Source organism: Paenibacillus sp. J22R56 (assembly GCF_056269375.1).
In genome coordinates, this window is record NZ_JBWDNV010000006.1 from 253,465 (window position 1) to 266,234 (window position 12,770).

Genomic DNA, 12,770 nt, shown 5'->3' on the forward strand with positions numbered 1-12,770 from the left:
ATCGTATACAATTTTCTATTCAATCTGTATTTAATCAGTTAGACGTACTTGAAGTTAATAAAGTTTCCATTTTATTGTAAATATTTGGTTTGAGGCATTGACCACAAAAACCCCATGTGATATATTGTGCATACACAACATACACAATTAATTGAGGAGGTACGTTATGCTGGCATTAGACATTCAAAATTTAAATAAAGCTTATCCAAATTTCCAGCTAAAAAATGTTTCGTTCCAACTGGAACAGGGTTTTATCATGGGTTTTATCGGTGCCAATGGCGCAGGTAAAACAACGACAATCAAATCGATCTTAAATATGCTTCATATCGATAGCGGAGAGGTTCTAATATTGGGCAAGAATATTGCCGAACATGAAATCGAACTAAAACAAGAAATCGGATACGCATTTGGCGATATCAATTTTTATACTCGCAGCAAAATTAAAACATTGACCGATGTGATTAAGAAGTTCTATAAGAACTGGAATGATGAAACCTACTACAACTACCTGAGAAGATTCAAATTAGATGAGAATAAAAAAATTGCTGAATTGTCGACAGGTATGAAAGTGAAGTACAACTTAGCCCTAGCCTTATCTCATGGTGCTAAGCTTCTCGTCCTTGATGAACCAACAAGTGGACTTGATCCGGTCGCAAGAGATCAATTGTTGGAGATTTTCCAAGAGCTCGTTGTTGATGGTGAGGTCAGCATTCTATTCTCTACTCACATTACGTCTGACTTGGAGAAATGCGCGGATTATATTACCTTTATCGCAAATGGCCAGATTGTAAAAAGTGCGGAGAAAAATGAATTTATTGAATCCTATCGCCTGGTAAACGGGAAAGAAAGTCAGCTGGATCAAGTGAAAGACCATTTGATTTCCTACAAGCAAAATTCCTTTGGCTTTACAGGCTTAATTCACTCCAAAGACTTTGATCCTTCTTCCGAAATGAATACCGCCCTGCCAAGTCTCGAGGAAATTATGATTTATTTCGCGAAAAAGGAGGATATGTATGTATAATTTATTGATGAAAGAGTTTAAATTAGGCGTACTTCCTATGTATATTATCATGCCTTTTTTGACAGGCGCTTTAATGTTCATTCCCGGTTGGATCTATTTTTTAGTCCTTCTGTATTTTTGCTGGATCACGATTCCAAATATGTTTGGCGGGTTTCGAACGCAGAACGATTTGATGTTTACCTCCATGCTGCCTGTTACCAAAACTGACATTGTAAAAGCCAAGGTGTCCGTTATCGTCATTCTTGAATTATTGCATATCATCATTGCAATGATCTTTGGTATAATTAGTAACCAATTATACTCCCATATAACCTACTATTTCTTTGCACCACATATGGGGTTTTGGGGATTATGTTTTGTTATGCTTGCGATCTTCAACATTATCTTTATATCCAAGTATTATAAAACAGCTTATAAATATGGTGAGGCGACATATGTGGCAGTTACAGCCGCTATGCTATTTGCCGGAGTTGCACAATGGTTAGGGATCCAGAGTCCATTTTTGCACGATGTTTTTTACGGTGATGGTCTGGACAATATGGCACTTCAGTCATCCATCCTGATTGTTGGAATAGCCATATTTGTTGCTTTCACCTTAATAGCTTATCGAATTGCGATTAAACGATTCCCGAAAGTGGAGATATAATGAATGTAGCTATTTCGAATTCGTCTGATAAACCGATCTATCAGCAGCTTTTCGAACAAATCAGTGCTCAAATTCTAAAAGGCGAGTTAGAAAGCGGCTATTGTCTCCCCCCCATTCGACAAGCCGCCCAAGAGCTCAGAGTAAGTATTATTACCGTAAAGAAAGCTTGGGAAGAACTCGAAAGATGTGGCTTAATCAATACCATCACGGGGAAAGGCTGTTTTGTAGCTGAATTCTCACCCGATGAGATATTGCAAATACGTAACGAAACGGTCTTAAAGCAGATGGTTAGTGATGCTTCCTACTACAAATCTTTTGGCCTAACGATTGATGAAGTCGTAGAGCTGTTGAAGAAGATTTATTAACTCCCTATTTCACATGCAAAGAAGAGGCCCCAAACATAAGTTTGGGGCCTCCTCCATTTCCATCTGCTATTCAATTACCATTCCGCAATACTGCCGTCTTTGTGACGCCAAACGGGGTTTCTCCAGTTATGTCCGACAGCAGCCATTTTTCTCACATACTCTTCGTTAATTTCAATCCCTAAACCTGGACCCTGAGGGATTGCAACATGACCGTCTTTATAGTCGAATACAGATGAATCAGTTATATAATCCAGTAGATCACTGGTTTCATTGTAATGAATACCGAGGCTTTGCTCTTGAATGAACGCATTATGTGCTGTCGCATCAACCTGCAGGCAGGCTGCAAGGGCAATCGGGCCTAATGGACAATGAGGTGCTAGCGCAACATCGTAAGCTTCTGCCATTGACGCTATTTTCTTACACTCGGTAATGCCGCCAGCATGTGATAAGTCAGGCTGAATAATATCGACTGCCCCATCGCTAAGAAGCTGCTTGAAATCCCAGCGCGAGAACATTCTTTCACCGGTAGCAATAGGAATCGAGGTATGCTTAGCAAGCTCCTTCAAGGCTTCGTTGTTCTCGGATAGAACTGGTTCTTCGATGAACATCGGACGGAACGGCTCCAGCTCCTTGGCAAGAATCTTGGCCATTGGCTTATGTACACGTCCGTGGAAATCGATGCCAATTCCGATCGAGGAACCGCATGCTTCCCGAACAGCTGCAATCCTAGCGACAGCTGCGTCAATTTTGTCATATGAATCAATATACTGCAGCTCTTCCGTCCCATTCATCTTGACTGCGGTAAATCCAGCTGCTACAACTTTTCTCGCTTCTTCCGCCACTTCGGTCGGCCGGTCTCCCCCAATCCAGGAGTAAACTCGCATAGTATCCCGGCAAGCTCCGCCTAACAGCTGATAAACAGGTGCATTATAAAACTTCCCTTTAATATCCCAGAGTGCCTGGTCAATGCCAGCAATGGCACTCATAATAATGGCGCCGCCCCGATAAAACCCCGATCGATACATCATTGACCAATGATCTTCAATTCGCAGTGGATCTTTGCCAATCAGATATTCCATTAATTCATGAACACAAGCCTTTACCGTTTCTGCACGTCCTTCAACGATAGGCTCGCCCCAACCTACTAATCCTTCATCCGTTTGAATTTTCAGAAACAGCCAACGCGGCGGTACTTGGAACAGTTCATAGCTTTGAATTTTCATAATAGCCTCCAGGAAAATGAATTGTTCTAATCATGCACAGCATCTTATTTCATCATAAAATCAATAGACTCCTAGAAAAGCATATCATGTCCACGGAACCTGCCACAATCAAAAAACGCGCCATCCAGCTGGACAGCACGTTTTATTAGAAAGATTGAGCTAATAATTAATCATATGAGCTACAACCATCAGAACAGCTCCGATCACAATCCACATCAGCATGAGCGGCCAGAAAAACTTGACCCACTTCTGATACGGAATGCCGGATACTGCCAGACTGCCCATCAGTGCCGAGGAAGTCGGCAAAATCATATTCGAGAAGCCATCGCCTAATTGGAAGGCTAGTACCGTTGTTTGACGTGTAACGCCAATAATATCTGCCAGCGGTACCATGATTGGCATCGTTGTTACTGCCATACCTGTACCTGATGTAATAAAGATGTTCATGACGTTCTGGAACAGGTACATACCAAGCACTTGCACCGGTCCTGGAAGCTCGCCAACCAAGACGGATAAGCCATTTACAATGGAATCGATGACGTTCCCTTGATCCAGAACGACCATGATTCCGCGTGCAAAGCCAATAATCAACGCTCCGTAAGTAATCGCTTTGGCTCCCTTAACGAATTCCGTAGCAACTCGGCTTGGCCCATAACCGGCACAAAAGCCACTCACGATGCCCATCGTCAAGAATAACGCGGCCAGCTCTTCCATCCACCAGTCTTTCTTGGATACACCCCAGACAAGTGTTGCAAAGCCTGCAATGATGACGATAATCGTCAAATAATGCTTCAACTGCATGCGTGGCAGCTTAGTCAAATCGAGTTCCTTCGATTCCACTTCACGTTCGAGATCGATAACAAGACTTTTCTCAGGATTCGCGCGCACCTTGCCAGCATAACGAACGATATACAAGCTTGTAACCGCGATAAGGCAGATGAGCAATATGACTCTCAACCATGCCCCGGAGAACATAGGAACCTCAGCAATGGATTGGGCAAGTCCTACGTTGAACGGATTCAGTATGCCGGCTGTAAAACCACATGAGGCACCCAGTGAAACCATTGCCGTACCTGTCAATGCATCGAATCCAAGCGCCCTTGCTACCGCGATCCCGATTGGTACGAATACCATTACTTCCGTCGACATGCCCATCGTGAACCCAGCGACAGAGAACAGCATAATAAAGATCGGGATGACCCATCTGCCTTTATTAGAGAAGTTTCGAGCTACCCTGCCTGTGATCGCTTCGATTGTCCCCGTGGAAGAGATAATCTCAAATGTTCCCCCGATAATGAGGATGAAAAACACAACGTCCGCGGAGTCAATCAGTCCGTGCACAATTAACTTTGGAATACTGAAGATACCAACGGGATTGGAATCTACCTCATGATAAGAATTAGGTACAACTAACGTTTTACCAGTCGCAGCATCCTCTACCCGATCAAATTCGCCTGCAGGGACAACATAAGTCAGAGCTGCTGCCACTAGAACAAGGAAAATAAGAATAACATACGTATGAGGCATCTTAAACCACTTGCGGGATGTTGATTTAGTCGAGTCGTTCATTGCCTTATCCCCCATTTTTTTGTTTCTTCCACTCTTCGAATTCATCTCGCACGAGCTTCATCGCATCGCGGTCAGCACAAAGGTCATAAACGGTCATAGCCAGAGCTTTGGCCGCATAATTCAACTGAGTCATACCTTCCTCTGAACCTGCCAATGCTGCGAATTCAGGCGTATGAGTAGTCGCGTCTCCAAGTCTGATGTACGGATGGATGACTGCCGTAACTTGACTGACATTGCCAATGTCAGACGATCCAACCCCGCCTTTTTGCGGCGGATCACAGACCTCAAGACCAAGCTCCTCTTCCAGATTACGGGCGAATAGACCAGCTAACTCTTTATTGTTGTTCCGCTCGGCATAGATCAACCCTTCGTTTATATCAACGGTTGCGCCTACGACTTCTGCCGCACAACGTACCGCACGATATACCTTTTCTCTAACGACCTCAAGCTCATCTACGGTAGATGCTCTCAAAATAAACACCGCTTCTGTTAGCTCCGGCACTACATTTGGCGCGTCTCCGCCTTTTGTAATAATGCCGTGGATCCGCACATCTTCCTTCATAAACTGCCGCAGTGAATTGATCGCTACATAAGCATTAACAAGTGCATCGAGTGCACTGATTCCTTTTTCAGGCGAAGAAGAAGCATGGGCTTGTCTTCCGTGGAACGTAAACGTGGCATCTACACATGCCAAAGCCCCTCGAAGCACCATCGTTTTGTTTTGAGGATGGACCATCATAGCCGCGTCGATCTCGTCAAAGACGCCATCATTGCACATGATGATTTTGCCGCCACCCTCTTCTTCAGCAGGCGTACCCAGAACGATGATTTTGCCTGGCAGCTCAGGATAAGTATCCTTCAGTGCCAAAGCCGCTCCAACTGCCGCTGTACCAATGAGGCTATGCCCGCATCCATGACCTAGTCCCGGAAGTGCATCGTATTCGGCAAGCAGCGCGATTGTTGGTCCGCCAGCCGTTCCTTCCCAGGTTGCACGGAAGGAGGTTTCTAATCCAGAGATCCCCTTCTCTACCGTAAAACCGGCTTCAATCAGCGGCTCGGTCAGCCATTGTTGTGCTTTATGTTCGTGAAAGCTAAGCTCCGGATTTGCATGTATGTTTAGTGAAAGCTCTCGCAATTGTCCGTCACGTGCGTCAACTGCTTGCGCGATTTTAAGTTTCATTTCTTTGTCTTGTTGCTTGTTCATGATTATCCCACCTATTCGTTTCAACCCGTATATTTATGCATCAATATGTATCAAATAATAAGGAAATAGTCCCGATAAGTACAATTAATTGTTTTTTGGGGTGCTCCTTAAGATTTTTTATGGCCCGTGTATGATTTTCAAACAAAAAAAGAAGCCCTTCATTAGGCTTCTGCAGGACTTCCTGGTTGTTCCGTCTTCATAAACGCCACGAATCGATCCACGATTGCAAGCTCACGGGAATGTTCCCGGTACAGCATCCATGTATTCCGGCGGATTGCTTCCCCATTTTTCAACTTAAGCTCCAATGTATATAGTTCATCCTCCGGTGTTACGAAGACCCCGGGAATAATCGAATATCCGAGACCTTGCTTCACCATTTCCTTACAAGTCTCATGAGCGTCCACTTGCATCGCGATCATGGGAGGTGTGCTGTAATGCTCATGCCACCAGCCTTGAATCGTATGATCAAATGTTGTCGCCGCTTGGCGGATGGCTTTCGCCTTAGGTGCACTGTAATGAATTTGAGGCAGCCTAGGCAGCTCCTTCAATTGAATCGGCTCTCGGGATATGAGGCAGATCGGCTCATCATGCAGCAGATGTTGCGCTTCCAGCCAATGATAATCCCCTCGGACGATACCGACGTGGATCTCCTGCTCGGACAACAGTTCGATAATTTCGGAGCTGAGCGCACATGTCACACTGAATTGCACCTCAGGATACAGATCTCTGAATTTCCGGAGCAATGGCGGCAGCTTATAAAGTCCATAATAGCTGGCAACGCCAAGTCGCAGCGTTCCTTTCACATTACTTCGCATATTGATAAGATAATCTTTCATCGCGTTAAGCTCATCCCGCATTTTCCTGGCATAAGATGCAAGCGCCTCGCCCTCCGGCGTCAAGTACGTTCCTTTCGTGTGCTTCACGATGATCGGAACACCAAACTCCCGCTCCATTTGTTGAATGCGGTAAGATAACGCCGGCTGCGTCATATACAGCCTCTCTGCTGCCTTGGTCAAGCTTTGCTCTTCGGCCACATACTGCAAGATAGCCGCGTCCTTATCATCCAAGATTAAACATACTCCTTTGTATAGCCCGCAATATTTCTACCTATCTTACCACGTGTTCATAATAAAGTATTTATTTCACCACATAACTTCACCCAGTCGAAGTGCTCCCTGGCATCTTGCTGAGTGCTGTAACATACGTCTTTAAGCCGTTCCTGATTGTTGCACGCTTCGATCATTCGATGTGCCAACTCCATATAATCGCCAACTGCATGAACCGATCCATAGTCCAAATGACGATTTACGATTTTGAACGATTCATCCAAGAGATCAAATCTTCGTTCGTGCTTGGTTATGGCTTCCCGGCTCGACTCTATATCTGATGTAATGAGATAACAACCAAAGGTTTTTGCCTCAGAGACGACATGGGCAGATCCTTCATATAACGAAGGAAGCGCGAAAATTTTCGCTCTGCGGTACCAATTTTGAAGAAGGTCTTTATCTTTAATAAATCCAGTTTGAATGATCCTGCCCTCAAGCTCAGGATTGACTTGTAGAAAATCATTCAAATAAGGTCGAAATGACTCATCCACATTCCCTACCAGAGCAAGTTTCCAACTATCAGGAATACACGGAATAGCCATTTTAAAGGCCTCTAATAATTGATCTGTAGCCTTAGCATGATTTCCTATTCGACCAACAGTGAGGATTAGATCCTCTTTACTCTCAAATGAAATAATGGTTTCGGTTTCTGGGCCAAACGAATAATAACCATTCGGAATATAGCAAATAGGAACAGACCATTTCTGTCTGATGTATTCGATCATGGATTCGGTACTGATTAAATTGCAATTAAGAAGGAAATGCACAAAATAATCATTTAATGGGGTCCGATTAATCCAATGAATATTGGCATCCAGCTTTAAGTAAACCTTTCCGGCAGGATTAAGCTTCTTGAAACGATCAACCGCCTCATAATAAAAGGGATAAAACCCAAATAAAAATAAAACATCGATATGTGCTGCATGATCCTCTATGTATTGAACCAAGTCATTACTGCAATCATGTACGTTGGCGCCAAATATCGTCTCAATGGCGCGATCCGGATGATAAGCGAATGCTGGCTCGAGATAATCAAATTCAACCTCCTCTTCGAACATGCCAAGGGAAGGCCAGTCCATGTATCCATCGCTGTTTCTATAGGTGACATAAACCGCTTTATATCCATAATACTTCTGCATGATATATGGAATAATGCCTACATCCTTCGTTAAGAGTGCATCAGTGAAGCATGGTGCCAGCAAATAAAAGGTTTTTTTCTCCCTCACAAAAAATCCCCCCATTACATTCAATTAGATCGTATGTTCCTTAATATTTGGATATACCCATTGAATGCAAGTCCCTCTCAAGCATTTTACTCCAGCTGACAGAATAAACATAAAGGTGGATAAATTCTAATTCGGAGGTTATTCGATGGATAATAATCAAGGTTTTTCTGAAAATAATGCCCCTATGCCTGACAAGAAGCCAAGTAAACAGGAGCCTTCTCATGGACTGTCACCATCGCAATGGGAAGCAATTGACCAACCAGCCACTCTTCATTCACAAACCGTTGGCGCACGAGGTCCGATTCTCGAACAGGATAGTGTTTTACATGAGACCATGGAAACCTTTATACATACTAAAATTTTGGAAAGACCTGTGCATGTCAAAGGCTACGGGGCATTTGGTTATTTCGAAACTGTGCATTCGATGGCTGCTCATACGAAGCTCTGTTTTTTACAACAGCCTGGGTGTCAGGTTCCTGTAACAGTAAGATTCTCACTTGCGGTAAGCAATAGAGGTACTCCAGATACGTCCCGCAATGTGCGCGGATTCGCCACCAAGTTTTACACGGATGAAGGCGTATTTGATATGGTCTTTAATCACATTCCTGTGTTCCTAGTCAGAGATCCTATGCGCTTTCCAGAGTCGATTAGGGCATTCGAGCCTTCTCCAATCAACAATTTGATCGATCCCGAACGTTTCTGGAGCTTTATCGCACGAGCGCCTGAATCAACCAATTTTGTGCTTTGGCTGTATTCCGATGCTGGAACCGTTAAGAGCCTTCGCCACATTCCAGGTCATAGTGTTAATACGTATGTGTGGAGGAATGCGCAGGGTGTTCGTACGTATGTCAAATACCACTGGATTCCTTATGCCGGCGTCCAGTACATTGATCGCCATGAGTCGAATGAGCTCAGTTGTCAGAACCCGGATTATGCCGGTCAAGATCTATACGATACGCTCGCTGCTGGAAAAACCGTCGAGTATGGACTTTATGTCCAGCTTATGGATCCTGCAGATGAGGCGAGTCTTCCATATGACCCGCTTGATGACACGAAGATTTGGGATGAAGATCAATTCCCGCTGCTGCCGGTTGGCCGTATGGTCTTAAACAAAAATCCAGACAATTACATGGAACAAGTTGAGAAGCTCGCGTTCTCCCCTTCGAACTTACTGGAGGGAGCAGAGTTATCCGATGATAAAATGCTTCAAGGACGTGCCAATATTTATACGGATTCTCAGCGTCATCGGATTGGTTCAGACTTCCGTAAAGTGCCAATCAACCATCAGGCGAATTGGACTCCCGACTCCATGCAGACTAGTGGTAACGGCAGATACGTAGAAGGCCATCTGGTGCGCTCCGAAATTCCGAAGCCGGATAACTTCTCGCAGGCCGGTGAGTTCTATGATAGACTGCAGCCTGTGCAGAAAGATCATTTGGTCGAAAATCTTGCCATTGACCTTGCTGCAGTATCTCAGGAAACACAAAACATTGTACTTACTTATCTAAACAATGCGTCGACTGAATTGGCTGCACGAGTCGCCCATCATATTCATTCTAAGAAGGCATAGGCCTGCGATAAAAAAATCCGTTCCCGATGAGGGAACGGATTTTGTGTTTTAAACGGTAACTTTTGCCGCAGCTTGAACGTTATAAATCCCAGATCCAAGCGTAAGCACAAGCTTTCCATCCTGTTCTTGTGAAGCAAGCACACCTGGCGTTTGACCGATAGTGGAGCCATTAATTGAAATCCCAGCAAGAGATACTCCAAGCAAATTTACTTCTGCTGTTGTATTGGCTGGAACCTCGAATTCATATGTCGCCGCTCCCTCTTCACCGGTGCCCCATTCACTGCGGATCAAGCCGTACGCTGACTTATACGATGCTTTGGCATAGGAAAGTCCCGAGTCCGTACGTGGACGGAAAACAATATGTTTGTAACCTGGCTGAGCTTCATCCAGATCAAGTCCAGCAACAACTCTATACAGCCACTCGCCTATGGAGCCATAAGCATAATGATTGTACGAGTTCATGTCGTCGCTCCAGAAAGTGCCATCAGCTTTGATTCCATCCCAATGCTCCCAAATGGTTGTTGCTCCTTGATGAATCGAATACAGCCAAGATGGATAATCCTCTTGCTGTACGAGCTTAACAGCCACGTCATGATAACCGTTCTCCGACAGAACATGACACAAATACGGAGTACCTACAAAGCCAGTCGTCAAGTGGAACTTCTGCTCTGTCACATACTCGGCGAGCGTTTTTGCCATCCGTTCACGTACTGGTCCTTTCACAAGATCAAACATCAGCGGCAGCACATGTGCGGTTTGGGTGTGAGCCGCAAGCCGTCCATTAGCAGTTACAAACTCCTGCTCGAATGCCGTGATGATCTGTTCATACAACTCGCGATACGACATCGCGTCTTCTGTGCGGCCAAGTACCTCTGCTGTTCTTACGAATAGCTTGGTGGAGTAAGCATAGAAGCACGTTGCGATCAAATCACGAGGAGTAGCGCCTACATAATCGCCTTCCTTGGCATCAAGGCCAAGCCAATCACCAAAGTGGAAGCCCGTATTCCACAAATGCTCATTTTCCCCTTGCTGGCGCATGTACTCGACCCATGCTTTCATGCTGTCATACTGCTCCTCCAGCACCCGTTTATCCCCGTAACTCAAGTACACGACCCAAGGACAGATAACGGCTGCATCACCCCATGCTGCAGAGGAATAGGAACCCTCATCCAGTACATGTGGAATAACGAATGGCACTCCTCCGTCACTGCGTTGATCAGCCTTCAGATCTCGAAGCCATTTGGCGAAAAATGGTGCAACATCGTAGTTAAACGCAGCTGTTCGAATAAACACTTGAGCGTCGCCGGTCCATCCAAGCCGTTCGTCCCGCTGTGGACAGTCCGTTGGCACATCAAGGAAGTTGCCTTTTTGTCCCCAAGTAATATTTTGCTGCAGCTTGTTCAGCAGAGGATTCGAGCATTCAAAGGTACCTGATGGTTCCATATCGGAATGAATCACGTGGCCAGTGAACAAATTGAGGTCCAGTGTAACATCTTCAGGCCAGCCTTCGAGCTTCACGTAGCGGAAGCCTTGGAAGGAGAAATGTGGCTCGTATGCTTCTCCTCCCCCCTTACATACATAGTGGACGGTCTGCTTTGCTTTGCGCAAGTTACCGATGTAGAAGTTGCCTTCGCGGTCCAGAACTTCCGCATGTTGGAACGTGAGAGTTGTACCGGCTGGAAGATCCACTTGGAAATGCAGGCGTCCAACCATATTTTGACCCATATCCATTACAGTTTCGCCTGAAGGCGTCTTGATAAGTTCGATTGGCTTCAACTTCTCCGTTATACGAACCGGTTCATTCTCCTGCATAATAAGAATGTCCTTCGAATGAGGCAATTCGCTTACACTACTCCAGTCCTGATCATTGAATGCGGCAGTTGCCCAATCTGTTATTTCCAAACGGGCATCATACGTCTCGCCATGATACAACTCGGACATTAAGATTGGCCCCGTCGAAGCACGCCATGAGCTGTCACTTCTGATAACTTCTGTAGTCCCATCTGCATAATCAATATGCAGCTGAAGCAGTAAGGCACGTGTATCGCCATAAATACTCTTTTGATTATTCCATGCCAAATCGCCCTTATACCATCCGTTTGCAAGCGCTGCTCCTATTGCATTACTCTCTCCGGCAAGGAGCTGTTGTGTCACATCATAAGCCTGTACTTGGAGTCTATTTTTGTAGCTCGTCCAGCCCGGAGTGAACTGCCAATCGCCTACTCGCTGTCCGTTTAATTCCAATTCATATAATCCGAGCGATGTCGCGTAGATCGTCGCCCGACTAATGCTTTCGCGAGTATTGAAGGTTGTTCGTAAGAGGAAAATAGGCTCGGCTTGCGAATCGATAGCATTGCTATCTGGTGTAATCCATGCTGCAGTCCAATCCGCAGAACTTAACAAGCCCATTTCCCAGCATGCTGCTTCGCTCCAATCCGATTCGCGTCCTTTGTTGTCCCATACTTTAACCTGATAGTGGTAACGTCCTCTTGCCTGAAGCGGCTGACCGCCATATTCCACCAGCACTGATTGATCTGATTCGATCCGACCGGTATCCCATACAAGCTTTGTTTCATCTAATCCCTCAAGACTACATGACACTTGAATCTGATAAGCAAGCTGAATCACATGAACATCATCCGATTGAAGCTGCCAACTGAGTCTTGGTGTAGTGATACCTAAGCCAATTGGATTGTTTTGGTACTCGCACCGCAAGTGTGTTACTTGTAATAATGTCATATTGAATGCCCCTTCCAGCTTCTCATATATGCCGAACGATCGTTGGCATCTTACCTAGATTGTATGGCAAATGAGAAAGACATTCAGGGGACGATCCGGAC

At 45.1% G+C, this 12,770-nt stretch carries 10 protein-coding genes; 4 read left to right on the forward strand and 6 right to left on the reverse strand.

The window, feature by feature from the left end; all coding sequences use genetic code 11:
- The first annotated feature begins 166 nt into the window (after positions 1-166).
- From AC0YNT_RS16205 to AC0YNT_RS16215, 3 genes are read left to right on the forward strand one after another with little or no spacing between them, the layout of a single operon-like run.
- Positions 167-1,021 (forward strand): ABC transporter ATP-binding protein, encoded by an 855-nt coding sequence (locus tag AC0YNT_RS16205; protein ID WP_475805549.1) that lies wholly within the window; start codon positions 167-169, stop codon positions 1,019-1,021.
- On the forward strand, positions 1,014-1,667 hold the full coding sequence (locus AC0YNT_RS16210) for an ABC-2 transporter permease (RefSeq protein ID WP_475805550.1): 654 nt from the start codon (positions 1,014-1,016) through the stop codon (positions 1,665-1,667). The genes AC0YNT_RS16205 and AC0YNT_RS16210 overlap by 8 nt, the downstream gene beginning before the upstream one ends.
- Positions 1,667-2,032, forward strand: coding sequence for a GntR family transcriptional regulator (locus tag AC0YNT_RS16215; protein ID WP_475805551.1), 366 nt, complete (start codon positions 1,667-1,669; stop codon positions 2,030-2,032). The genes AC0YNT_RS16210 and AC0YNT_RS16215 overlap by 1 nt, the downstream gene beginning before the upstream one ends.
- 74 nt (positions 2,033-2,106) lie before the next feature.
- On the opposite strand, the gene dgoD is transcribed toward AC0YNT_RS16215, so the two are convergent.
- The 5 genes from dgoD to AC0YNT_RS16240 form a co-directional block, all read right to left on the reverse strand.
- Complete coding sequence (gene dgoD, locus AC0YNT_RS16220) at positions 2,107-3,255, reverse strand: galactonate dehydratase (RefSeq protein WP_475805552.1); 1,149 nt, start codon at positions 3,253-3,255, stop codon at positions 2,107-2,109.
- Positions 3,256-3,414: 159 nt separating this feature from the next.
- On the reverse strand, positions 3,415-4,824 hold the full coding sequence (locus tag AC0YNT_RS16225; RefSeq protein ID WP_475805553.1) for a YfcC family protein: 1,410 nt from the start codon (positions 4,822-4,824) through the stop codon (positions 3,415-3,417).
- Between the two features lie 4 nt (positions 4,825-4,828).
- Positions 4,829-6,028 (reverse strand): M20 family metallopeptidase, encoded by a 1,200-nt coding sequence (locus tag AC0YNT_RS16230; RefSeq protein ID WP_475805554.1) that lies wholly within the window; start codon positions 6,026-6,028, stop codon positions 4,829-4,831.
- A gap of 161 nt (positions 6,029-6,189) precedes the next feature.
- A complete protein-coding gene (locus AC0YNT_RS16235) occupies positions 6,190-7,095 on the reverse strand; it encodes a LysR family transcriptional regulator (protein WP_475805555.1) in 906 nt (301 codons plus the stop codon).
- 56 nt (positions 7,096-7,151) lie between these two features.
- Positions 7,152-8,360 (reverse strand): glycosyltransferase family 4 protein, encoded by a 1,209-nt coding sequence (locus AC0YNT_RS16240; RefSeq protein WP_475805556.1) that lies wholly within the window; start codon positions 8,358-8,360, stop codon positions 7,152-7,154.
- A 145-nt stretch (positions 8,361-8,505) separates the two neighbouring features.
- On the opposite strand from AC0YNT_RS16240, the gene AC0YNT_RS16245 reads away from it, so the two are divergent.
- Complete coding sequence (locus AC0YNT_RS16245; protein WP_475805557.1) at positions 8,506-9,930, forward strand: catalase; 1,425 nt, start codon at positions 8,506-8,508, stop codon at positions 9,928-9,930.
- Between the two features lie 48 nt (positions 9,931-9,978).
- On the opposite strand, the gene AC0YNT_RS16250 is transcribed toward AC0YNT_RS16245, so the two are convergent.
- Positions 9,979-12,669: an alpha-L-rhamnosidase gene (locus AC0YNT_RS16250; protein ID WP_475805558.1), complete on the reverse strand. Its 2,691-nt coding sequence runs from the start codon at positions 12,667-12,669 to the stop codon at positions 9,979-9,981.
- Positions 12,670-12,770: the final 101 nt, after the last annotated feature.